General features: G+C 66.5%; 25 protein-coding genes and 2 pseudogenes. 15 read left to right on the forward strand and 12 right to left on the reverse strand.

Going from position 1 to position 22,263, the window contains the following annotated elements:
- Positions 1–40 precede the first annotated feature (40 nt).
- On the reverse strand, positions 41–883 hold the full coding sequence (locus tag BLT71_RS18115; protein ID WP_091723104.1) for an alpha/beta fold hydrolase: 843 nt from the start codon (positions 881–883) through the stop codon (positions 41–43).
- A 119-nt stretch (positions 884–1,002) separates the two neighbouring features.
- Positions 1,003–1,200, reverse strand: a complete 198-nt coding sequence (locus tag BLT71_RS18120) for a hypothetical protein (RefSeq protein ID WP_091723105.1) — start codon at positions 1,198–1,200, stop codon at positions 1,003–1,005.
- Between the two features lie 96 nt (positions 1,201–1,296).
- On the opposite strand from BLT71_RS18120, the gene BLT71_RS18125 reads away from it, so the two are divergent.
- Together BLT71_RS18125 and BLT71_RS18130 are read left to right on the forward strand one after the other, a co-directional pair.
- The gene (locus tag BLT71_RS18125) at positions 1,297–1,674 is read left to right on the forward strand and encodes an ArsR/SmtB family transcription factor (RefSeq protein ID WP_091724155.1); all 378 of its coding nucleotides are present in this window, start codon (positions 1,297–1,299) and stop codon (positions 1,672–1,674) included.
- 164 nt (positions 1,675–1,838) lie between these two features.
- Positions 1,839–2,750: a cation diffusion facilitator family transporter gene (locus BLT71_RS18130; protein ID WP_172830069.1), complete on the forward strand. Its 912-nt coding sequence runs from the start codon at positions 1,839–1,841 to the stop codon at positions 2,748–2,750.
- A gap of 20 nt (positions 2,751–2,770) precedes the next feature.
- Here BLT71_RS18130 and BLT71_RS18135 read toward each other — a convergent pair whose 3' ends face one another.
- The 3 genes from BLT71_RS18135 to BLT71_RS18145 form a co-directional block, all read right to left on the reverse strand.
- Complete coding sequence (locus tag BLT71_RS18135) at positions 2,771–3,955, reverse strand: fatty acid desaturase family protein (protein WP_091723108.1); 1,185 nt, start codon at positions 3,953–3,955, stop codon at positions 2,771–2,773.
- An 11-nt stretch (positions 3,956–3,966) separates the two neighbouring features.
- Positions 3,967–5,064 carry a ferredoxin reductase gene (locus tag BLT71_RS18140; protein WP_091723109.1) on the reverse strand — a complete coding sequence of 366 codons (1,098 nt, stop codon included), beginning with the start codon at positions 5,062–5,064 and terminating at the stop codon, positions 3,967–3,969.
- Positions 5,065–5,207: 143 nt separating this feature from the next.
- Positions 5,208–6,233 carry an LLM class flavin-dependent oxidoreductase gene (locus BLT71_RS18145; protein ID WP_091723111.1) on the reverse strand — a complete coding sequence of 342 codons (1,026 nt, stop codon included), beginning with the start codon at positions 6,231–6,233 and terminating at the stop codon, positions 5,208–5,210.
- Positions 6,234–6,303: 70 nt separating this feature from the next.
- On the opposite strand from BLT71_RS18145, the gene BLT71_RS18150 reads away from it, so the two are divergent.
- The 4 genes from BLT71_RS18150 to BLT71_RS18165 all read left to right on the forward strand — a co-directional run bounded on the left by BLT71_RS18150 (position 6,304) and on the right by BLT71_RS18165 (position 8,729).
- A complete protein-coding gene (locus BLT71_RS18150; RefSeq protein WP_091724157.1) occupies positions 6,304–6,663 on the forward strand; it encodes a YnfA family protein in 360 nt (119 codons plus the stop codon).
- A gap of 64 nt (positions 6,664–6,727) precedes the next feature.
- A complete protein-coding gene (gene lhgO, locus BLT71_RS18155) occupies positions 6,728–7,930 on the forward strand; it encodes an L-2-hydroxyglutarate oxidase (protein WP_091723113.1) in 1,203 nt (400 codons plus the stop codon).
- A 50-nt stretch (positions 7,931–7,980) separates the two neighbouring features.
- Positions 7,981–8,385 (forward strand): YidH family protein, encoded by a 405-nt coding sequence (locus BLT71_RS18160; RefSeq protein WP_091723114.1) that lies wholly within the window; start codon positions 7,981–7,983, stop codon positions 8,383–8,385.
- A gap of 5 nt (positions 8,386–8,390) precedes the next feature.
- The gene (locus tag BLT71_RS18165; protein ID WP_091723116.1) at positions 8,391–8,729 is read left to right on the forward strand and encodes a DUF202 domain-containing protein; all 339 of its coding nucleotides are present in this window, start codon (positions 8,391–8,393) and stop codon (positions 8,727–8,729) included.
- An 18-nt stretch (positions 8,730–8,747) separates the two neighbouring features.
- Here BLT71_RS18165 and BLT71_RS18170 read toward each other — a convergent pair whose 3' ends face one another.
- Positions 8,748–9,146 (reverse strand): hypothetical protein, encoded by a 399-nt coding sequence (locus tag BLT71_RS18170; protein ID WP_091723118.1) that lies wholly within the window; start codon positions 9,144–9,146, stop codon positions 8,748–8,750.
- 84 nt (positions 9,147–9,230) lie between these two features.
- Between BLT71_RS18170 and BLT71_RS18175 the strand changes: the two genes are divergently transcribed.
- Both BLT71_RS18175 and BLT71_RS18180 read left to right on the forward strand, forming a co-directional pair.
- Positions 9,231–9,467, forward strand: coding sequence for a DUF2630 family protein (locus BLT71_RS18175; RefSeq protein ID WP_091724165.1), 237 nt, complete (start codon positions 9,231–9,233; stop codon positions 9,465–9,467).
- Between the two features lie 48 nt (positions 9,468–9,515).
- The gene (locus tag BLT71_RS18180; protein WP_091723119.1) at positions 9,516–10,310 is read left to right on the forward strand and encodes a carbon-nitrogen hydrolase family protein; all 795 of its coding nucleotides are present in this window, start codon (positions 9,516–9,518) and stop codon (positions 10,308–10,310) included.
- Here BLT71_RS18180 and BLT71_RS18185 read toward each other — a convergent pair.
- A complete protein-coding gene (locus BLT71_RS18185) occupies positions 10,307–11,119 on the reverse strand; it encodes an alpha/beta fold hydrolase (RefSeq protein ID WP_091724166.1) in 813 nt (270 codons plus the stop codon). The genes BLT71_RS18180 and BLT71_RS18185 overlap by 4 nt on opposite strands.
- Positions 11,120–11,501: 382 nt before the next feature.
- Here BLT71_RS18185 and BLT71_RS18190 point away from each other — a divergent pair, with 382 nt between their 5' ends.
- Positions 11,502–12,875: an ammonium transporter gene (locus BLT71_RS18190; protein ID WP_091723121.1), complete on the forward strand. Its 1,374-nt coding sequence runs from the start codon at positions 11,502–11,504 to the stop codon at positions 12,873–12,875.
- Positions 12,876–12,904: 29 nt separating this feature from the next.
- Here BLT71_RS18190 and BLT71_RS18195 read toward each other — a convergent pair whose 3' ends face one another.
- Positions 12,905–13,537 carry a PadR family transcriptional regulator gene (locus tag BLT71_RS18195; protein ID WP_091723122.1) on the reverse strand — a complete coding sequence of 211 codons (633 nt, stop codon included), beginning with the start codon at positions 13,535–13,537 and terminating at the stop codon, positions 12,905–12,907.
- A gap of 179 nt (positions 13,538–13,716) precedes the next feature.
- Here BLT71_RS18195 and BLT71_RS18200 point away from each other — a divergent pair, with 179 nt between their 5' ends.
- The 4 genes and pseudogenes from BLT71_RS18200 (at position 13,717) to BLT71_RS20940 (ending at position 16,594) form a co-directional block, all read left to right on the forward strand.
- On the forward strand, positions 13,717–15,900 hold the full coding sequence (locus BLT71_RS18200; RefSeq protein ID WP_091723124.1) for a transglycosylase domain-containing protein: 2,184 nt from the start codon (positions 13,717–13,719) through the stop codon (positions 15,898–15,900).
- 80 nt (positions 15,901–15,980) lie between these two features.
- Positions 15,981–16,148: pseudogene (locus tag BLT71_RS20930) on the forward strand (GNAT family N-acetyltransferase); the annotation flags it as partial.
- A gap of 209 nt (positions 16,149–16,357) precedes the next feature.
- Positions 16,358–16,459 (forward strand): annotated as a pseudogene (locus BLT71_RS20935) (GNAT family N-acetyltransferase); the annotation flags it as partial.
- Complete coding sequence (locus tag BLT71_RS20940) at positions 16,460–16,594, forward strand: hypothetical protein (RefSeq protein ID WP_269457139.1); 135 nt, start codon at positions 16,460–16,462, stop codon at positions 16,592–16,594.
- Here BLT71_RS20940 and BLT71_RS18210 read toward each other — a convergent pair.
- On the reverse strand, positions 16,591–17,184 hold the full coding sequence (locus tag BLT71_RS18210; protein WP_091723125.1) for a DnaJ family domain-containing protein: 594 nt from the start codon (positions 17,182–17,184) through the stop codon (positions 16,591–16,593). The genes BLT71_RS20940 and BLT71_RS18210 overlap by 4 nt on opposite strands.
- A gap of 123 nt (positions 17,185–17,307) precedes the next feature.
- On the opposite strand from BLT71_RS18210, the gene BLT71_RS18215 reads away from it, so the two are divergent.
- Entirely contained in the window at positions 17,308–19,701 is a 2,394-nt protein-coding gene (locus tag BLT71_RS18215) for a beta-galactosidase (protein ID WP_091723127.1), read from the forward strand.
- Positions 19,702–19,798: 97 nt separating this feature from the next.
- Here BLT71_RS18215 and BLT71_RS18220 read toward each other — a convergent pair whose 3' ends face one another.
- Both BLT71_RS18220 and BLT71_RS18225 read right to left on the reverse strand, forming a co-directional pair.
- Positions 19,799–20,296, reverse strand: coding sequence for an SRPBCC family protein (locus tag BLT71_RS18220; RefSeq protein WP_091723128.1), 498 nt, complete (start codon positions 20,294–20,296; stop codon positions 19,799–19,801).
- 12 nt (positions 20,297–20,308) lie between these two features.
- Positions 20,309–20,641 (reverse strand): ArsR/SmtB family transcription factor, encoded by a 333-nt coding sequence (locus BLT71_RS18225; RefSeq protein WP_091723130.1) that lies wholly within the window; start codon positions 20,639–20,641, stop codon positions 20,309–20,311.
- Positions 20,642–20,699: 58 nt separating this feature from the next.
- Here BLT71_RS18225 and BLT71_RS18230 point away from each other — a divergent pair, with 58 nt between their 5' ends.
- Positions 20,700–21,458, forward strand: a complete 759-nt coding sequence (locus tag BLT71_RS18230) for a type 1 glutamine amidotransferase family protein (protein ID WP_091723132.1) — start codon at positions 20,700–20,702, stop codon at positions 21,456–21,458.
- A gap of 54 nt (positions 21,459–21,512) precedes the next feature.
- Here BLT71_RS18230 and BLT71_RS18235 read toward each other — a convergent pair whose 3' ends face one another.
- The gene (locus BLT71_RS18235; RefSeq protein ID WP_091723133.1) at positions 21,513–22,244 is read right to left on the reverse strand and encodes a GAF and ANTAR domain-containing protein; all 732 of its coding nucleotides are present in this window, start codon (positions 22,242–22,244) and stop codon (positions 21,513–21,515) included.
- Positions 22,245–22,263 lie beyond the last annotated feature (19 nt).

A 22,263-nucleotide genomic window follows, 5' to 3' on the forward strand; every position in this document is an offset into this window, starting at 1 on the left:
TACCCGCCGTCGCCGGATGTTTTTAACCCAGCCTGGCCAGTCAGCCCTGCTTGGCCAGGAAACCGAGCAGGGCTTCGTTGACCTCGGCGGCGTGGGTCAGGAGCAGGCCATGCGGCGCCCCCTCGATTTCCACGTACTCGGCTTCCGGCAGTGCCTTGGCGAACAGCCGCCCGGTGGAGTCGATGGGCAGGATGTTGTCCGCGGTGCCGTGCACGATCAGCGCAGGAACGTCGATCTTGGGGATGTCCTGGCGGAAGTCCGTGATCCAGGTGGCCTGCGCGGCCACGGATGCGGTGGCACCGGAGCCTGCTGCCACGTTCCAGCTGGCGGTGACGGCCTCCTGGCTGAGGCGGGGCGTGCCCAGGAACGAGTCCGAGTTGTAGAAGTTCTTGAAGAACTCGGTGAAGAATGCATACCGGTCAGCGGTGACGGCTTCCTTCAGCCCGTCGAAAACCTCCTGCGGAACGCCGCCGGGGTTGTCGTCGGTCTTGAGCAGGAACGGTTCCAGGGACCCGAGGAATGCGGCCTTGGCAACGCGCTCCGACCCGTAGGTCCCCAGGTAGCGTGCCACCTCGCCCGTGCCCATGGAGAACCCCACGAGGACGGTGTTGCTGAGGTCCAGCGTGGTCAGCAGGGTATTGAGGTCCGCCGCGAACGTGTCGTAGTCGTAGCCTTCGGTGGCCTTGCTGGACTTCCCGAAGCCGCGCCGGTCGTAAGTGATCACGCGGTAGCCGGCAGCCAGGAGGGCAGTGGCCTGCCGCTCCCAGGACGCACCGTCCAGCGGGTAGCCGTGGATCAGCACCACCGGCTGGCCGGAGCCGTGGTCCTCGTAGTAGAGCTCGATGTCGGTGCTGTTTTCAGTTCCAACGGTAATGAAAGCCATCGCGGCGAATTCCTTTCGAGACTGATCGGAGCAGGCAGGCGGCATGCCAATACCTGCGCAGTCCCTACTCTAGGACCGCTCCGGCCGTTCTCCTGCAGCCGAGGGGAGGCCCTGTCCGCCTACTGGGACGGCTGCGGCAGCTCACAGGTGATCTGCGGGTTGACGCCCATGTAGTTCAGCGGCCCCGCGACGATGGTAACGGCGATGGTGCCTGCTTCTGCGCAGGACCCGGGGGCTCCGCCGAAGTAGCCCCGCTGCCAGGCGGCCACGCCGCCGATGATCAGCCAGATGACGATGAGGGCTCCCACAAATTTCATCTTTCCTCCAAAGGCCGCGCTGTGCGATCCATTATGCGACGGCGGCGCCGCGGCACCATAGTGCGGGGCAGAGACTTCATATGACACTATATGCGCATGAATGCAGATACGAACGAATGCTCGCTGGGCGCGGACAGCCAATATGTGGAGCTGGCCGTGGAGGTCTTTTCCATGCTGGCCGACGGCACGCGGGTACGGATCATCCTGGCGCTGCGCGACGGCGAAATGGCCGTGGGTGCATTGGCAGACGTGGTGGGCAAGTCCCCTGCCGCCGTCTCGCAGCATCTGGCGAAAATGCGGCTGGCCCGTATGGTCTCCACCCGCCAGGACGGGACCCGGGTGCTGTACCGACTGGAGAACGAGCATGCCCGCCAGCTCGTGGCCGACGCCATCTTCCAGGCGGAGCACGCTTTGGGTGGCGAGCCGGCCCACCACCGACTACCCGGCAAAGGCGGAGAGGGGCACGCCTCGTGAACGGGCCCGGCCGGCAGGCGGCCCAGCACACCCACCACGGGCACGGGCACGACGGCGAGCACAGCCATGACCACGGGCACGGGCACGGCCACGACGGCGACCACAGTCACGGGCACAGCCATGACCACGGCCACCATCACCACAGCGGATTCAAGGGCTGGCTGATGGAGCTGTTCGTCCCCCACACGCACGACTCCGCGGATTCGATCGACGACGCGATGGAGGCCAGCATCGAGGGCATCCGCGCCCTGAAAATCAGCCTGTTCGTGCTGCTGGGCACCACCGTGCTGCAGTTCATGGTGGTGCTGTTCAGCAGTTCCGTGGCACTGCTCGCGGACACCATCCACAACTTTTCCGATGCCCTGACGGCGGTGCCGCTGTGGATCGCTTTCATCCTGGGCCGCAAGGCGGCTTCCCGCCGCTACACGTTCGGGTTCGGGCGGGCAGAGGACCTGGCCGGGCTCTTCATCGTGGGGGTGGTGGCCCTCTCGGCCGTGGTGGCCGGCTGGCAGTCCGTGGACCGGCTGATCCATCCGCAGCCGCTGCAGAACCTGGGCTGGGTGATGGCGGCCGGGCTGATCGGCTTCGCCGGAAACGAGGCCGTGGCCATGTACCGCATCCGGGTAGGCCGCAGAATCGGGTCCGCCGCGTTGGTGGCCGACGGCGTCCATGCCAGGACGGACGGCTTCACGTCCCTGGCTGTGGTGCTGGGTGCCCTTGGCGTCATGCTGGGCTTCCCGCTGGCGGACCCCATCGTGGGCCTGCTGATATCCGTGGCGATCATGGTGCTGCTGTGGGGAACCGTCCGCAGTATCGGCCACCGGCTCATGGACGGCATTGAACCCGATCTGGTGTCCCGTGCCGCCGAGGCGCTGGAAGGCACCCCGGGGGTTCTTGGGGTGCAGCGCCTGCAGCTGCGCTGGAGCGGCCACCGGCTGCATGGCACCGCCATCGTGCTGGTGGAGGACGGCAGCCTGTCCTCGGCCCAGGATGTGCTGGACCAGGCAGGCCACCGGCTCAGGCACGCCCTGCCGAAACTGGATGACTTGGTCCTGTCACCCGGCAGGCGCGCCTAGAGCCGGCGGCGGTGCTGTGGTCAGGCCTTGGCGGTCTTGCCCGGCAGCGCCAGCTTGAAGATCTTGCCCCAAGTGGAGCCGACCTGCTTCAGCAGCGGGCCGGTGGTGTACTTCAGGCCGTAGCGCTGGCAGATCTCACGGACCTTGGGCGCAACCTCGGCGTACCGGTTGGAGGGCAGGTCCGGGAAGAGGTGGTGCTCGATCTGGTGCGAGAGGTTACCGGTCATGATGTGCATGAACTTCGATCCGGAGATGTTGGCGGAGCCGATCATCTGGCGGATGTACCAGTCGCCGCGGGTTTCGCCTTCCGCCATCTCCTCCGTGAAGGTGTCCGTGCCTTCAGGGAAGTGGCCGCAGAAGATCACTGCGTGGGCCCAGACGTTGCGCACGGCATTGGCGGTCAGCGTTCCGTAGAGCGCCTGCTTTCCGGAACCGGTCAGCATCGCGACAGCCGGAGTCGCGGCGTAGTCCTTGGTGAACTGCGTGACCACCTTCTTGCCCAGGGCCTTGAGGTCCTTGAGCAGCGCTTCCTTGGACTTCTTGCCTTCCTTGAACTCGGTCAGTTCGAGGTCGTAGATGGCGATGCCCCACTCGAAGAGGGGTGCCAGGATGGCGTTGTACAGCGGGTTGCCAAGGTTCATCGGCTTCCACGGCTGCTGCTCGTCCATCCGCAGGAGGTTGTATCCGACGTCGTTGTCCTTGCCCACCACGTTGGTCCAGCGGTGGTGCAGGTCGTTGTGGGTGTGCTGCCACGAGCGCGAGGGGGTGACAAAGTCCCACTCCCAGGTGGTGGAGTGGATATCCGGGTCCCGCATCCAGTCCCACTGGCCGTGCAGCACGTTGTGCCCGATTTCCATGTTTTCCAGGATCTTGGCCAGGCTCAGCAGGGTGGTACCGGTGACCCAGGCAGCCTTGTTCTTGCCAACCAGCAGTGCGGCGCGGCCGGAGATTTCAAGGCCGCGCTGGACCTTGATCACCCGGCGGATGTAGGCGGCGTCTTCAGCGCCGCGCTTGGCGAGGACCTCGTCACGGATGGCGTCGAGCTCGCGGCCCAGCTCCGCCACCTGCTCGTCCGTCAGGTGGGCGGCAGCAGGCGGCCGTACTGTGGGGCTGCCGGAATCGGCAAGCTTGCCGGGGCGCGTCCTTGACGTGCCGGCGTTCGCTCCTTCGGTGGAGGCGGCCTTAGCGGGTGAAATGACAGACATTATTCTGCTCCTCAGAGTTCGAGGTTGACGGGCCCGGCAGCTGCCGAGACACACGTTTGGATCAGTTGGCCGGGATCGCCGTGAATTTCGCCCGTGCGGAGGTCGCGGACCTGGCCGGCCAGGAGCGGGGTGAGGCAGCTGTGGCAGATACCCATGCGGCAGCCGCTGGGCATCAGTACCCCGGCGTCCTCGCCGATGTCGAGGATGGGGGTGTCGCCATCGGCCTCCACTTCCCGGTCCGAGGCTTCAAAGGTGACCAGGCCGCCGTCGTGCCCCACCCCGGCGTTGAAGGTGGTGTTGAAGCGTTCGATCATCAGGTTGCCGGCATCGCCGGCCACCGCGACGTCGGTGCCGGGCGCGGCGGTGGTGAGGGCGGCGCGCTTCCACAGCGCCTCGGCGTCATCCAGGAAGCTGTCCGGGCCGCAGGCGTAGGCTGCCCGTTCCTTCCAGTCGGGGCAGATCTCGTCCAGCTCCTTGGTGCTGGAGAAGTCCATCCGGCCCTGCTCGCCGGTGTACCAATGCGCCAGCCGGAAGTTGGGGAACTGGTCCGCGAGCTCCGCCAGTTCCTCACGGAACAGGCTGTCCCCGGGGGTACGGGCCGAGTGGACCAGTACGACGTCGGCATCCGGACGCCGCGGCACCAGGGTACGGATCATGGACATCACCGGTGTGATGCCGCTGCCCGCGGTGACCATGAGAAGGGGGCGGGGATGCTCCGGCAGCACGAAATCACCCTGCGGCGGGGCCAGGAACAGGACATCGCCGGGCTTGGTGGAACGCACCAGGGTGCCGGATACGGCACCGACGTCCGTGACTGTGATGGCCGGGTCCTTGCCGGCGGGGGCGCTGAGTGAGTAGGAGCGCCAGTGGCGGACCCCGTCGAGTTCGACGCCGATGCGGGCCCACTGCCCGGCAAGGTGCGCCTTCCAGCCGCGGCCGGGACGGAAGAAGATGGTGGCCGACTGGGCGGTCTCCTGGACCACCTTGGTGACGACGCCCCTGAGCTGCCGGGCTGAGTAGACAGGGTTGAAAAGCGAGAGGACGTCCTCTGGCGTTAAAGGCGTTGTGAGTACCGAAGCCGCTTGGGCCAGCTGTCGTAGCCGGATCATGCGTTAAAGCCTAAGGCGGCGCGAGCCATATTTCTCTCTCTCCGTCATATGACCGTTCAGCAGTCACAGTGTAGTTGGGGCGCGAAGCCCCCACACCGCACTTTAAGAGTAACGGTTCGGTCTCGTCAAAGGTTCCCAGCCGCCTACCGGCTCCATCCCAAGGACGGGGCCACGAACTGCGCAATGTGGCCAAGGAGCTTGGCGTTGAAATCCACGCCTAGCTGGTTGGGGACGGTCAGCAGCAGGGTGTCAGCCGCTTGGACAGCGGTGTCCGCCGCCAGTTCCTCCGCGAGCCGGTCGGGCTCACCCACATAGCTTTTTCCGAACCGCGCCGTGAGCCCGTCAATGATGCCCACCTGGTCCCGGCCGTCGCGGAGGGCGCTGCCGGCAAAGTAGCGGCGGTCCTCGTCGTCCACGATGGGCAGCACGCTGCGGCTGACCGAGATCCTTGGCTGGTGGGAGTGGCCGGCTGCCTGCCAGGTATCCCGGAACAGCTGGATCTGTTCCGCCTGGAGTTCGTGGAAGGGCACGCCGGTGTCCTCGGTGAGCAGGGTGGAGCTCATCAGGTTCATGCCGAGCTCCGCCGCCCAGACGGCCGTTTTACGGGTGCCGGCTCCCCACCAGATCCGCTCCGCCAGTCCGGGCGACTGCGGCTGCACGGGCAGGAGGCCCGTGGCACCACCGGCATACCGGGGATCGGGGTCAGCCACTCCCGCCCCCGTGATCGCCTTGCGGAACAGCTCGGTGTGGCGGCGTGCCATGTCGGCGTCGGTTTCGCCGTCCCGGGGCACGTAGCCGAAAGCTGACGCACCCTGCCGGGCCGGCTCGGGTGAGCCGCGGCTGATGCCGAGCTGGAGCCTGCCGCCGCTGATCAGGTCAGTGGCTGCCGCTTCCTCCGCCATATAGAGCGGGTTCTCGTAACGCATGTCAATGACACCGGTACCGATTTCGATCCGGCGGGTGCGTGCTGCGATGGCCGCAAGTAGCGGAAACGGCGAGGCCTGCTGGCGGGCGAAGTGGTGGACCCGGAAGAAGGCACCGTCCACACCGAGTTCCTCGGCGGCTACGGCTAATTCGATGCCCTGCACCAGCGCCTCGCCCGCAGTCCTGGTGCGGGAACCCTGGCCGGGTCCCCAGTGGCCGAATGAAAGGAATCCTATGCGCTCCATACCTGCCCCAACCTCCGGCTGCCCGGTGGCATTCCCCGTTGCCTGCATTCCCGGCTGGCATGATGGCCGGGTGGTTATCCCGGAAGAAACTGTCAGCGTCCTCAAGACCATCGTGCTGTTCGTGCTGGCCGCTGTGGCAGAAATCGGCGGGGCCTGGCTGGTGTGGCAGGCAGTCCGGGAAGGCAAGGACTGGTGGTGGGCGGGACTTGGTGTGATTGCCCTGGGCGCCTACGGCTTTGTGGCCACCCTCCAGCCGGACGCCCACTTCGGCCGGATCCTGGCCGCCTACGGCGGGGTGTTCGTTGCCGGTTCCCTCGCCTGGGGAATGATTTTCGACGGTTTCCGGCCCGACCGGTGGGACGTGGCCGGCTCGGTCATCTGCCTGCTGGGGGTGGCAGTGATCATGTTTGCCCCGCGAAGCGCCGGCTGACCCGGCATAACCCGCCAGGCGCCGGTACCTGCGGCCACCGACGTCATGGGGCAGAATTTTCCCTGTGGAGCACGTGGACTACTGCATTATCGGCGGCGGCATCGTTGGCCTGGCCACCGCGTACCAGCTGCTGCGCAGGGAACCTGATGCGTCCCTGGTCCTGCTGGAAGCGGCGGATACCCTCGCTGCGCATCAGACCGGGCACAACAGCGGCGTCATCCATTCGGGAATCTACTACGCCCCCGGCAGCCTGAAGGCCAGGTTCAGCAAAGCCGGCGCGCAGCAGACCAAGGAGTTCTGCCAGGAGCACGGCATCCCGTACCGCGAGCCCGGAAAGCTGCTGGTGGCCACCACCCCGCTGGAGCTGGAGCGGCTGGCGCAGCTCGAGGACCGGGCGGCGGTCCACGAACTGGACTGTGAACGGCTGGACCGGCAGGAACTCCTCCGGCGCGAGCCGAATGTCACCGGGCTCGGCGCCCTGTTCATTCCCAGCACCGGCATCGTGGACTACCCCGCGGTGGCGCGGAAGCTCGCGCAACTGGTGGAAAAGGCGGGCGGGCAGGTGATCACCAAGGCCCGCGTCACCGCCATTTCCGAACACACGGACCGTGTGGACGTCCGCACTGAGGCCGGGGGCTACTCCTGCAGGCAGCTTGTGGCCTGCGCGGGGCTGCAGTCGGACCGGCTCGCAGAGGCCGCCGGGGTGGTTATCGACGTCCAGATCATCCCCTTCCGCGGAGAGTACTTCGAGCTTCCTGCCGAGAAGTCCGGCTACGTCAGCCATCTCATTTACCCCGTCCCGGATCCTGCGCTGCCGTTCCTCGGCGTCCACCTCACCCCCACGGTGCAGGGCACCATCACCGTTGGCCCCAACGCCGTGCTGGGAATGGCCCGGGAGGGATACCCCAAATTCTCGGTGGAGTTCCGTGATGTGGCCCGCTACGCGAAGTTCCCCGGGTTGTGGCACGTGGCCCGCGCCAACGCAGTGACTGCCGTCCGGGAGGTCCGCAATTCCCTGTTCAAAGGCAGCTACCTGCAGGAGTGCCGGAAGTACGCCCCCGGGCTGGCCAAGGCAGACCTGCTGCCGTACGAGGCAGGAATCAGGGCCCAGGCGGTACGCCGGGACGGCACCCTCATCCACGATTTCCTGCTCGCCGAGACCGACAGGATGATCCACGTCCTGAACGCCCCGTCCCCGGCAGCGACGGCGGCCCTGCCCATCGGCGAACACCTCGCCTCACGGGCGGCGCTGCGGAGATCCGCGTAGGCAACGGCCCGTGCCGGGGGCGCGGACTACCGCGCCGCTAAACTGGCACCGTGACCAACAGCCAGCACGCTCCGGGAGACGAGGCACCGCCGTCGCGCGGCAAGATTGCCGAACGGCTGCTGCCCGGCGGCGAGGAACCGGACCCCCGGTTCACCCTCGCCAACGAACGGACGTTCCTCGCCTGGATCCGGACTTCCTTGGCCCTGCTGGCTGGCGGCATCGCCATCGAGGCGTTCACCTCGGACCTGTTCCTGGAACCCGTCCGCAAGGGCTTGGCCATCGTGCTGCTCCTGCTGGGCATGCTGCTCAGTGCCGGGGCCGCGCTGAGGTGGCTCCGCGTGGAACGCAGCATGCGGCACAAGGCGCCCCTCCCCCTGCCGCTTATTGTGCCCCTGCTGGCCGGGGCAGGCGCGGTGGCGGCCGCCGTCGTCCTCGTTTTTGTGCTCTGGCGCTGACTCCTGTGGCGCCGTACCTTCCAACGGGAGATACCCACGGTGATCCGGGCCTGCAGCCGGAGCGCACCTCGCTGGCCTGGGGCCGGACCATGCTGGCACTGGTGACGGCGAGCGCACTATTCCTGCGTTGGCTGCCGCACCACGGGCTTCCCATCCTGCTGCTGTTCGGGGTCTCTGCCGGGGCTGCCCTGGCCATTTACCTCACGCAGCGCAGGCGGTACGGCGCCAAGTCGCACGGCGTCTCCCAGGAACACGTGGACGCTGACATCACCGCGGTGCTCTGGACGGCTTTCACCGGTATTGCCCTGGGAGTCCTGGGGATCGGTGTGGTGCTCGCCGGGTGACGCCCGGGAAGCCGCCGGCTAGAACATGGGCAGGACGAAGCCTGCCAGCAGCGCCACGGAGCCAATGGCCGTCAGGACACGACCCAGCACTGAGGCTGTTTTCGCGGCTTCCTCGGGCGGAGTGATCTGCCATTGCGTGGGGCGCTTGGGATGGTAGTAAATGGGCAGGGTATCGCCCACCGCCAGGTCCCTGATGTCATGGGGCGACATGGGGGCATTGTGCACCAGGTGTTTACGGTCCAGCCACCTGAAGCCCACGCCGGTTTGGTCCGAGTAAACCACGGCCTCGGCCACCTCCCAGGGGTGCACAAAGCGTCGCTGGAAGCCCACATAAAAGAGCAGCAGCAAGCCAACGGGCAGGCACATCCACGTCAGCATTTCCAGGATTGGTCCTGCCATATCGAGCACATCGGGCATGACCTTGATGGTACCGCCCGGGGGCTGGTGGCATCAGCACAGACTACGTACGCTGAGGAGACCGGTCCGGACGAAGGGGAAAGCATGAACGACGAAGACATCCTGACGCGTATCCAGGCCCTCGTGGACGAGGAGCATTCACTTCGGGAGGGGCCCGGGGACGGCCAGACGCCGGACCACGCCAGGCTCCGCCAGGTGGAGATCAGCCTGGACCAGTGCTGGGACCTGCTGCGGCAGCGCCGGGCGAAAAAAGACTCCGGCGAGAATCCCGATGAAGCCGAGACCCGTCCCGTCAGCGAGGTGGAGGGCTACAAGCAGTAGCCCCGGGTATGGGCGTGCATGATGGATACAACAGATCGGAGTTCATCCATGCGCCTCGCAGTCGCCCAAATCATCAGCAGCGCCGATACGACAGCCAACCTGGAGCTCATCCGGGAGTACGCCACGCAGGCCAAGGCTGCTGGCGCGGAGCTGGTGGTCTTCCCCGAAGCCGCCATGCGTGCCTTCGGCCATTCGCTGACCGAAATCGCAGAGCCGCTGGACGGCCCGTGGGCGGACAAGGTCCGCACCATCGCCAACGAACTGGACATTGCGATCGTCGCCGGGATGTTCACGCCGGGTAAGGACGGCCGCGTCCGCAACACCCTCCTGGTTACCGGGCCCGGCCTCGATACTTCATACGACAAGGTGCACCTGTTTGATGCCTTCGGTTTCACCGAGTCCAAGACGGTGGACGCCGGCCAGAGCCCGGTGACGTTTGAGCTCAACGGGACGGTCTTCGGCCTGGCCACTTGCTACGACGTCCGTTTCCCGGCCCTCTTTACGGCCAATGCCCGCGCCGGGGCGCAGGTCAACATCGTCTGCGCGTCCTGGGGTGCCGGCGAGGGTAAAGCAGAGCAGTGGGACCTCCTGGTGCGCGCCAGGGCCCTGGACAGCACCACCTTCGTGGTGGCCTGCGGACAGGGCGACCCCGAAACCATCGGTGCCGGGCCCGCCGGCAGTGCCCCCACCGGAATCGGCCACAGCGCCGTCATCTCTCCGCTGGGCAGCGCCCTGGTTGCGCTGGGCGGAAAGCCGGAACTCGCCGTCGTGGACGTCGATCCCGCCGTCATTGAGGACGTCCGCACCAAACTGCCCGTCTTGGCCAACGCCCGCCAGTTCTAGGGGCAGTCCGGGCGCTGTCCATGCCCCTCACGGTCCAGGAAACCGCGGAGGGCGCCCACCCAGTCGTCGAAAGCGTCCAGATGGGCGTCATGCGACGCTTCAGGCAGGTCAACCCGCGAAACCCGATGACCTTGCTGAACGAACGCGTCCTTGGCGTCTGCGGTGAACATCCCCCGGCCGCCATAGACCACCAACGCCGGCGCCTGGACCGCATGCCATTCCTTCCAGCGCGGCGCGGCCAACCCGGCCGCCGCTTCCGCCATGACATCCGGATCGAACCTCGGCCAGAAACCGTCCGCCCGTTCCTCGAGGTCTTCGGCCCAGGCCCGGGCCAACGGACCATCACCCAGGAAGCTGCGCGCCGCCGCCCGGCTGCTGAACGGCGTCGGCCAGGACCTGAAGTACTCCCCAATGGCCTCATGACCGTCGAAGTCTCCGCCGGCCGCGCCGCACTCCAGGAGAACCAGGCCGCCCACCAGGTCGGGGCGCTCCGCCGCGACGAGCATGGCCGTATGCGCTCCCATTGATTGGCCAACCAAAACCACCGGCGCACCAACGTGCTCGATGATTCTGACAACGTCCGAAACATAATCCGACCGCGCGACGCCGGGAGGGACCCGGGTGCTGCCCCCATGGCCCCGGAGATCAACCAGGACGGCACGGTACTCGGGGAGCGCGGCCGCCGTCGGAAAGAATTCGCGGGCTGTCCCCGCCAAACCGTGCAGCAGCACCACGGCAGGCCCGTCGCCACCGGAGTCATAGCAGCTCAGCTCGACGCCGGGAGCAGGGCCAACGGTGAACGCAGCCATGCCCATTCCCAGTTTCGTCCGCGGTGGCATGGTGCCACGCTACGGCACGCAGAAGCGTCCGACGGCGGTGAGTCGCCGTTCACGGGCGGGAAACCTTGACCGATCGGGGGCACGACGGCGGGAGCTCACCCTGGTATTCCCTTGCGCACCTTTGGTTGCGGGCCCGCGCAGGCCGGACGACGACGGGCGGGGCCGTATCGGTGGGAGCGCGTTTACATGCCTGAAACATTGCTGACACGCGAACTTCACGCAGGCACGTTTTGTGTAACGTAACGGCAACTTTCCACAGCATCGGATGAAACATGGGCGACGAAAAATAGACCCCGGGGGAAAAGCCGGGGTGGCACATCACCCCCTTGAATCTCATGCGAAGGGACCACCGGTGGAGATCTCTGCCCAACACGTCTGGCTGCTTATCTCGGCAGCGATGGTACTGCTGATGACCCCCGGGCTCGGTCTCTTCTACGGCGGCATGACCCGTGCCAAGGCCGCGCTGAACATGATCATGATGAGCTTCATCTCCGCAGGCATCGTCGGAGTTGTCTGGGTCCTGTGGGGCTACTCAATGACCACCGGTGACGGCTTCCTGGGCATCTTCGGCAACCCGTTCACCAATTTCGGGCTGCAGAACCTGATGGGCTCCCCGGACCTGATCAAGGCCGGCTACAGCGCAACCTTCGCCATCATCACCGTGGCTCTGATCAGCGGCGCTATTGCAGACCGTGCCAAGTTCAGCGCCTGGGCCGTGTTCGTGCCGGTTTGGATCACCCTGATCTACTGCCCCCTCGCCTACATGATCTGGGGCGGCGGACTGATGAGCGCCGGCGGTGCAGTGACGGCCATTTTCGGCCAAGTCATCGACTTCGCTGGTGGCGCCGTGGTGGAAATCAGCTCCGGCACAGCCGCGCTGGTGCTCGCCGTCATCGTGGGCCAGCGCCACGGCTTCGCGAAAGACCCCAACCACCGCCCCCACAACCTCCCTTTCATCATGCTGGGTGCGGCCCTGCTGTGGTTCGGCTGGTTCGGATTCAACGGTGGCGCGGCGACCAGCGCCGAACAGGCAGGCCTTATCTGGATCAACACCCTGGTTACACCTGCCGCAGCAATGCTCAGCTGGCTGGTGACCGAGAAGATGCGCCACGGCCACCCCACTTCCCTGGGGGCCGCCTCCGGCGTGGTGGCCGGCCTCGTTGCTATCACACCTTCCTGCGCCAACATCAGCCCGGTGGCCGCAATCGGCCTGGGCCTGGTGGCAGGTGCTGCATGCGCCGTCTTCGTTGACCTCAAGTACCGCTTCGGGCTCGATGACTCCCTGGACGTGGTGGGTGTCCACCTCGGCGCCGGACTCATCGGCACCCTGGCGCTCGGGTTCATTGCCCTGCCGTCAGCCGGCCAGGCCGGGGGTCTTTTCTACGGCGGCGGCGTGCAGCAGCTCATTGCCCAGACGGCTGCGGTAGTCATCACGCTGTTGGTCTCAGGGCTTGGCACCCTGGTGATCGGCCGCGCCATCAACAAGACCATCGGCTTCCGGGTCAGCCACGAAGCCGAAACGGCTGGCGTGGACCTGTCCGAGCACGCCGAGAGCGCCTACGCGTTCAACGAGGTGGGCGCCGGCTTCAACCCGCTGCGGGCGGTATTCGGCCACATTCCGGCCGGCGGGCACTCCGCAGACCGCCAGGCCGCCGAGGGTTCAAACCGCGAGGTTTCAGGCACCCAGGGCCCGGACCGTCAGGCAAAGGAAGATACTTTCGCCTGACGGCCGCCCGTACTCCGGCAGCCCCGCCACTAGTCCGCCAGGATTTTGTAGAGCGCGCGCCGGGTTTCGTCCAGCTTCTCGATGGCGGCGGTCCGCTGCTCCTCAGTGACACCGCCCCGGAACTGGTGGATAACGCCCATCAGTTTGCCGATGCTGTGGTGGAACTCGCGGTCCGATCCTTCCGGGACCGCGTTCCATGCACTGTCCATCTCCTCCGCGTGCCCGGCCACGTACTCCCGGCCGGATTCGGTGAGCGAGAACTCGGTGCCGCGGCCTTCACTCATGGCCTCGATCAGCCCTTCGTCCACCAGTTGCTGGAGCGTGGGGTAGATGGAGCCCGGGCTTGGTCGCCAGGCTCCTTCGGTCTTTTCGGCGATGGTCTTGATCAGCCCGTAACCATTCGACGGTGACTCCGCCAGGAGCGAGAGTATGGCGGCGCGAACGTCACCACGGCTTGCCCGCCGCCCTCCACGCCCGAATCCCGGACCGAAACCCGGGCCAAAGCCTGGACCAAAACCAGGGCCGAACCCGGGACCAAAACCTGGGCCGAACCCGCCGCCGCCGCCGCGGTGACCATGCGGTCCCCGGCGTCCCCTGCCCCGTTCAAACCGGCCCCTTGCGAACTCTGGGCCAGGGAATTTTTCGTCAGAAATGCCTCTCATGATGGCATCCGCCTTTCAATCTTCTTATTTACGCCGATCTCTTCGGCGATACTTAACGATATGTCGTTAAGTATCGCCGGTCAAGGATTTTTTGTGACCGTATCCTGACCTTCGAAGTTCTGGATCAGCCCATCCCAGCGGCGTAGGCTGGACGCACCTCCAAGCTTGAGGGCTGATAGATGGCGAAGAAGAAGAAGCGCAGAAGCGGTTTCGGCGCCGCCCTGGGACGATTCCTGGGGTTCCTCGCAGCCAGTGCCATGTGTGGCGTGCTGGTGGCCAGCCTGGTTGTCCCGGCAGTTGCGGCAGCCGGGATCGGAGTCAGCAATTCGATCGGATTCTTCGAGGGCCTGCCCAAAGAGCTGACGGTCCAGCCGCCGTCGCAATCCACCAGGGTCCTCACCTCCGACGGCCAGCCGATCGCCACGTTCTACGCCGAGAACCGCGTGCGGATTCCACTGGACCAGATGTCGCCGTATATCAAGGACGCCATCATCTCCATTGAGGACAGCAGGTTCTACGAGCACGCGGGAATCGACCCCCAGGGCATCCTCCGGGCGGTGATCGCTAACGTGACGAAAGGGGACCAGCAGGGCGCGTCCACCATCACGCAGCAGTACGTCACCAACGTGGTCAATGAGGCGCGGCTGTCCCAGGACCGGCCGGACGAAGTGGTCCTGAGCGGCCAGAAGGACATGGGCGACAAGTTGCGGGAGATGCGGCTGGCCATCGCCCTGGAAAAGAAGTACAGCAAGGACCAGATCCTTGAGGGGTACCTGAACATCGTCTTCTTCAACAGCGATGCGTATGGCGTCGAGGCGGCGGCACGTTACTTCTTCGGCACCACCGCAAAAGACCTCACGCTGCCGCAGGCCGCCCTCCTGGCCGGCCTGGTCAACAGTCCCACCTTCTACAACCCGGCCATCAACCCCGAGAACTCGCTGGCCCGCCGCAACCAGGTCCTTGACGAGATGCTTCGCCTCAAGAGGATCACGCAGGCGCAGCATGACGAAGCAAAAGCCACGCCGGTGGAACTCAAGATCACCCCTGAACGTCAGGGCTGCGCCAACGCCGCCATGGCCCCCTACTTCTGCGACTACATCTCCCACCTCATCCTCAACAACCCCGCCTTCGGGCCCAACGAAGTGGAGCGCGAGCGCAAGCTCTACCGCGGCGGACTGACGATCGTCACCACTTTGGACAGCAGGCTGCAGGCGGCGGCGCAGGCCCAGGTGGACAGCACAGCGGGCGCCAATCCGGACAAGTGGGGTGCAGCCCTGGTCACGGTGCAACCGGGAACGGGCAAGATCCTGGCCATGGCGCAGAACACCGTGTTCCTGCCCGAACCGGGCAAGTTCGACACGCAGCTGAACTTCAACGTGGATGCCCGCGATCCGCAGGGGAACGACCTGAACGGGGCAGGCGGCTTCCAGACCGGTTCCACCATGAAGCCGTTCACCTTCGCCGAGTGGCTCAACGAGGGCAAGTCCCTGACCACCGAAATTGATGCTTCACGGCGGGTTTATCCGCTTGGTTTCCCGTGGCGCTCCAGCTGCGGCAAGGTGCTGGGCGCCTACAGCACAGCGCAAAACAACCCCGAGCTGGGTGCGGCGGATGACCTGCAGAATTCGGAGGAGGGCTTCTACCGGAAGATGCCCATCAACTACGGCCTCTACAACTCGATCAATACGGCCACCTTCGCGTCAGCGGCGCAGCTGGATTTCTGCGGCATTCAAAAGATGGTTGACGCAGTGGGCCTGCACAGCGGCCTGGACGGGACACCCATCAACATGCACCAGCTGGGCAATCTGCTCGGAGCCACCGGCGTGGCACCCCTCCACCTTGCCAACGCCTTCGCCACCTTCGCCAACGACGGCCGCTACTGCAACCCCATCGCCCTGCTGGACATCAAGGACGCCACGGGTGGAAAGCTTCCCGCCCAAACAACCGAGTGCAGGGATGCCGTGAAGCCGGAGGTGGCACGCGGCGTCAACAGCGTCCTCCAGGACGTGCTGGTGAGGGGTTCGGGCTTCTGGATCCAGCCGAAGGTTCACGACAAGTGGCCAACGGCCGCCAAGACCGGCACCTCGAACAACAACGGCGCCACCTGGATTGTTGGGTACACCAGCGGACTGGCCACAGCATCCTTCTTCGGGGACGCACTTGAGGGGCAGAAACGTGCAGGCCAGAACGTCACCATCAACGGAACGTTCTATCCCCGCCTCGATGGGTACATGATCGCCGGCCCGCAGTGGGCGTACTTCATGCTGAAGGCCGTCCCGCTGTATCCGGCTGCGGCATTCCCGGGGCCTCCCCAGTCGATGATCGGTCCGGTTCCGGCACCCACCCCCGCGCCCAAGCGGTAGGAACGCAGGCAGGCTGCCTGAACCTGCCGCCCACAAGCCCTACGTCGAAAAGCATTGCTTCCGGGGCGATCACGGGCACAATGAACGGCGTGGAGAACCTTGAAACAGAGCGGCTGATCCTCCGGCCCTGGGAGCCCGAGGATGCTGACTTTGTGCTGGATCTGTACTCCCGCTGGGAGGTACAGCGCTTCATCGGAAACCCGCCCCGCGTAATGGCGGACCGCGGTGAGGCCGAGGACCGCATCCGGGCGTGGCGGGCCATGGACCATCCGGTCCACGCCGTCTGGGCCGTGCGGCTGAAAGGCACAGCCCAACCATCGAACCCCGCGCAGCAAACAAACCCCGCGCAGCCAAAGATCCCCGGACACAGCCGGCCCGCACTCGCCGGGACGCTGCTCCTCAAATCCATTCCGGCGTCGGGCGCTGAACTCCCCTGCAGCCCTCGGGCGACACGGAGATCGGCTGGCACTTCCACCCGGACCACTGGGGAAAGGGCTACGCCACCGAGGCCGCGGCGGCGGTCCTCCGCTACGCGTTCGCAGGCGGCCTGCCCAAAGTGGTGGCGGTAACCAACCCCGCCAACGCGGCGTCGCAAAGTGTGTGCCCCAGGATCGGCCTGCTCCACCAGGGGCAGACCAGCAGGTACTACAACGCCCTCTGCGAGCTGTACCAACTGGCGAACCCGGCGGCCTAGCCCGGCCCCTTCCACAGCCGCTGCCACCAGGAACGCTCCGGAACGGGCTCCTCCACCACCTCAGGCGTCCGTGCGGCACGCCTGGCCCGCCACCGCTCCACCTGTTCTTCCACGTCTCGGGTCTGCGTAACCACCGGAGGCCCGCCCTGGAGCTGGCGGCGCGCATCAATGACGCGGCGGTTGAAATCAGTTAGGAGGTCACGGACCTGCTGTTCGGTGTACTGCGCATCCAACTCGGCGTCCAGCCCGGCATCCTCCGCCCTGAGCAGGATGGCGGGCGGTCCCAGCCCGCTGATGTTCTCGCGCTGCAGCAGGCCCTTGACCCACCAGTCGGGATCGTAGGATTCGCCCAGCCCGGGGATCGGCTTGCCGGCGTATTTGAGGTCGTCGAATTTTCCCTGCGCCATCGCGTCGCGCACCAGGTACTCGGCCCGGGCTGAGTCGCTGACTTTGCGGCGCTTCTCCCGTTCCTTGGCGTCAAGCGCGTCCAGGGCGGCTTCTTCTTCGGAGCTGATGCCCGCCCCTCGGTACGAACGGACCTCGGCTGCGCGCTCCAGCCGTTTCCGGTATTCCGATGCGCCGCCGCCCATCCGTGTCACCGCCTTGCCTTGGTTGATGCCGTCCTCCCAGTATTTCGAAGCATCCCGCCGGGTTCAACGCCCAGCAGCAACCGCCTCAAGAAAACGTTTCCCGAGTGTGCAATACTTCCTCCCATGCCATCACCCTCCAGCGGTTCCCCGTCCGTCCTGCGCGCCGCCCACACGCCATGGGAAACTCCCCTGACGTTGCCGGCCATGAGCAACACCCATGACCGGCACCGCCGCTACCGCGTCACCAACCGCTACCTGGAGGCGGACGGGCAGCCAGTCCTTCCCGTGTCCGGCGAGCTGCACTACAGCAGGGTGCCGCGGGCGCGGTGGGAGGAGCGGCTGCGGCTGATGAAGGCCGGCGGCATCACGGTGGTGGCCACCTACGCATTCTGGATCCACCATGAGCAGACCGAGGGCAAGGTAAGGTTCGACGGCGGCCTGGACGTGGGTGCGTTCGTCCGCCTGTGCGCGGAGATCGGCCTGGACGTGGTGCTGCGCATCGGTCCCTGGTGCCACGGCGAGGTCCGCAACGGCGGCTTTCCGGACTGGGTGCAGGAGGCTCCGGTGCAGCATCGCACCAACGATCCCGCCTACCTGGAACTGGTGAAGGGCTGGTTCGGGCACCTCGGGGAAGAACTCCACCAGCTGACCGGGCCGGACACCAACGTGATGGGCATCCAGCTGGAAAACGAGCTGTACGACCAGCCCGGCCACTTCGTGGAGCTCAAGAAACTGGCCAGGAACGCCGGCCTGACCGCACCCATCTGGACCGCCACGGCCTGGGGCGGCGCCGACCTGCCGGCCGGGGAGGTCCTCCCCCTGTTCGGCGGCTACGGCGATGGGTTCTGGGTGGATGCGGACGCCCCCTGGGATCCCACGTTCAGGGAGCACTACTTCTTCAGCCATGTGTGGGACGATCCGGGCATCGGCGCCGACATCCGCGAGTTCGTGGGTAACGGTGCCGGGGATGCAGGCAGCGCGGGCGGCGGGACTGGCGCAGCGGCACCTGCACCCCGTACGCCGTCGGTGCTTTTCCCGCCGGCCACGTGCGAGCTGGCCGGTGGCATGGCCACGGCTTACCAGCGCCGCCCCTGGCCGCAGGGGCTGGACGTGGCCGCCGTGGCGCACAACAAGATCGGCAACGGCTCGGCCTGGCAGGGCTACTACATGTTCGCCGGCGGGATGAACCCATCCGACGGCCTCCAGGAATCCCAGGACACCGGCTACCCGAACGACCTGCCCCGGTTCGATTACGACTTCCACGCCCCCATCGGCGCGTCCGGCCGGCTGGCCGCCAGCTTCGCTGCCCTGCGCAAGCAGCACGCCTTCCTGGCAGCCTTCGGCGACCGGCTGGCCCAGATGCCGTCATCCCTTCCCGGGGCCCTGCCGCACGGTATCGAGGACACCACCACCCTTCGCTGGGCGCTCCGGAGCGACGGCACCGCCGGCTTTGTGTTCATCACGTGGCACCAGCCGCACATTCCGCTGCCCACCTACCACGACGCCCGCTTCGAGGTAGCGCTCGACGCCGGCCCGGTCACCTTTCCGGGGCAGCCGGTGGACATCCCGGCGGGCACCGTGGCGCACTGGCCCGTGAACCTCGAGGTGGCCGGCGTGACCATCGCCTGGGCCACGGCCTCTCCACTGACATGCCTGGAGCCGTCCGCCGAGGACCCGGATTCGCTGCCCACCCTGGTCCTAGCGGCCGAGCCCGGAATACCCGTGGAACTCTGCTTCGCCGCCGGAACAGAGGTTCATGGTGCTGGAGGATCGGACGCTGCGGGCTCCTACCGGATCCACGGCAACGAACCCGTAGTGGCCACCGCCCGCCACGGGGAGGCCCGGCTGGACATCCTGGTCCTCCCGGCAGAAGTTGTGGACACCGCCTGGGTCCTGGGCAGCCCCGCCCGGCGCGAACTGGTCCTTTCCGGCGATCCGGTGTGGCTGGATGGCCGCGGCAACCTGGCGGGCCGGTCCCGGGCCGCTGCTGAAGTACTGCGCTACCGCCCGGGGGCACGCTCATTCGAACCCGCAGCCACACTGCCGGTACTCCCGGCCGCAGCCAGCGTCGACGTTGCCGCGGAGCTGGTCAAGGCAGCAGGCCCTGCCCCCGCAACCTACGGCTCCTCCGCCAACCGGGCCGCGGCGCCGGACCCTGCGGTGATCACTGAGCTGGCCCGGGCCTACCGGTTGCCTCTTCCCGTCCAGGCGCTGGCCGGAGCGCACACCGAGCTGGAAATCCACTGGGCCGGGGACGTGGCCCGGCTGCTGGTGGACGGCGCGGTGGTGGCCGACAGGTTCTGGGACGGCTCCCCCTGGGTCCTTAACGTGTCCGACGCCGGAATCGGGCCCGGTGCCGACGTCATCCTTGAGATCCTGCCGCTTTCCCCGGAAGCCAAGGTTGGGCTGCCCGCCGAGGCGCAACGGCGCCGGGAAGCGTCGCAGGGAGACCTTGCCGCGCTGGATTCTGTCCGGCTGGTGGGCTGGACCGCCTGGCGGGAGGCGCCAGCGACGTAACCCGCACGGCAGCAGCCCAGGCACACGGAAGCGGACGACGCCGGGAGGCTCCGGCGTCGTCCGCTTCTTTTGTGTGCGGCGCAGTCAGCCCGCCTCGTCAGGCGTTGGCGTGCTCGGCGAGGATGCTGTCCATCTGGCCGACGGCCTCCTTGAGGCCTTCTTCCATGCCCATCTGCATCATCTGTTCCAGCTGCTCTTCGGACTCGAAGGCGGAGAGCATGGTCATCCGGGTGCGGTCCCCGAGCCGCTCCAGGGTCACTGTGGCGTGGCTGGTTCCGTGCTCCCCGGTGGGATTGCCGTCGCTGTCCGCGAAGCCGTCGTTGAATTCCAGCTGCTGCGGCGCCTGGATACTGGTGAACTCCCACCAGCCGTGGAACTTTTCGCCCTCGGGGCTGGTCATGTAGTAGCCGGCCTTGCCGCCTGGCACAAAGTCGTGCTGGTAGAACGTTGCCGGGTACGTGGGCGGACCCCACCAGCGCTCCAGTTGCCGCGGGTCCTCGAAGAGCTGCCACACGCGTTCCGCGCCGGCCTCGAACTCGGCAACCAGGGTAAGGCTCAGGGCCTCGAAGTTCTTGTCCGTACTGATGACTGTCATGGCAATGCCTTCCTAACCTTCAGCGAGAATGTCGGCCATCCGGGCGGCGCGTTGCCGCCAGATGTGTTCGTATTCGTCGAGCAGCCGGCGGGCTTTCTGCAGGCCTTCATGATTACCCCGCACAATCTGCTCCCTTCCGCGCTTCTCCTTGGTCACCAGGGAGGCACGCTCCAACACCGCAACATGCTTTTGGACTGCGGCGAAGCTCATGGCGTAGAGCGCTGCGAGGCCGGAAACCGAGAACTCGCCAACGGTCACCCTGCGGACGATGTCGCGGCGGGTGGAATCGGCGAACGCCTGGAAGAGGCGGTCCATTTCGGTCTCGCGGAGCTGATCTACAACCATTTGGTTGTACGATAGCCCCCGGCAAACGGCGTGTCAATGGTTCTGTATGTTGAGGGGCATGAGCATTTTCCTGGTGGGTGCCGGGCCGGACGCAGATTCGTTCCCCGACGTGTTTGACAGGTTTGCAGCCGAGGCGGAGCTGAGGGCAGGACCGGGACGGCAGGCCCGCATTGCCGTGGTGGTTCATGACAGCGGCGGCGCCCCGATGACCCGGCTGCCGGAGTATGCCGGTCCGCTGCAGGAACGGATTGCCTGTGACGTGGTTCCCGTACTGCTCGGCAACGGAGGCATCGCGGATCCCGCGGCGTTCGCCGGAGTGCACGGCGTGGTGGTGGGCGGCGGTCTGACGCCGGCTTACCTGCGCGGCGTCGAAAAAGCGTCCCCCACGCTCGCTCAACTGGTGGGAGACGGCGTTCCCTACCTCGGCTTTTCCGCGGGTGCGATGGTGGCGCCCGGCCGGGCGCTGATTGGTGGATACCTCGTCAACGGGATCGAGGTCTGCGGCGAGGAGTGCTCCGAAGGCCTGGCGGACCTGGAATTCCGCACCGGGCTGGGGATTGCCCCATTCGCGGTGGACGTCCACGCCGCACAGGCCGGCACGTTGAGCCGGGCCGTCGGCGCCGTGGCGGCCGGACTGGTAGACCATGCCGTGGCGATCGACGAGGGCACGGCCATCATCCTTGCCGCAGCGGACGCCGGGGACTACACAGTGATTGGCGCGGGCACGTCCTGGGATGTCCGGGCTGACCGCGGGCCGGGCCTTGGCGGAGGAGCCGCGGTAGTCACCGCACGGACGGCGGAACCGACGCGGGACTGACGACGACGGCGCAGGCCGCCTGACGCCGTCGGCAATCCACGCCGGGGTGGGCGCCTACTCGAAGTGGGTCTGGATGCGGTCTCCGGAGAGCTGCTGGATCAGCTCCGCTGCCACATCGCGGAGTTTGCGGTTCCGGTTGCTGGACACCCTGGTGAGGATTTCCATGGCCTCGGCCTGGGAGCAGCGGTTCTGCGCCATGATGACGCCGCAGGCGAGGTTGATGGCGGTCCTGCTCTCCAGCGCAGCCTCAAGATCGTCTGCACGGTTCTGGGCCCTGTTGAGCCGTACGGAGAGATTGAAGGTGTTATGCGCCGAGGCCGCGAAGCCCACCGCCTTCGCGTAGACCTCTTCCGTAAACGCACCTGGCTGGTCAGCGAAGAAGTTCAGGGCCGCGCTTGCGCCTTCGGTAATCTCCAGCGGAACGCCCAGCGTGCTGTGGACGCCGGCATCCAGGAGCGCCTTGCTGTAGGTGGGCCAGCGCTGGTCCGCGGCGACGTCTTCCACCAGCACCGGGGCCATCTCGCGGATCGCCTCGATGCAGGGACCGTCGCCCAGGGCCTGCTCAACCCGGTCCAGCTCCACCGCCCGCTCGCTGCTGCCGGCCGCGGTTGCGGGCCGCCGCTGGATCTTCAGGGTGACGGCACATTCGATCCGGTCGCCGGCCGCCTCGGAGACAGCAGCTGCGGCAATTCCGGACAGCCCGGAGAGAAACTCCACCACGCTCTCAGCGCCGGTGAGGATTTCCTGGAGTTCGTGGACAACGTTGTTGTCAGCCGGTTTCGACATGCGCCTATCCTACTGCGGC

This window comes from Pseudarthrobacter equi (assembly GCF_900105535.1).
GTDB classification, from domain to species: domain Bacteria; phylum Actinomycetota; class Actinomycetes; order Actinomycetales; family Micrococcaceae; genus Arthrobacter; species Arthrobacter equi.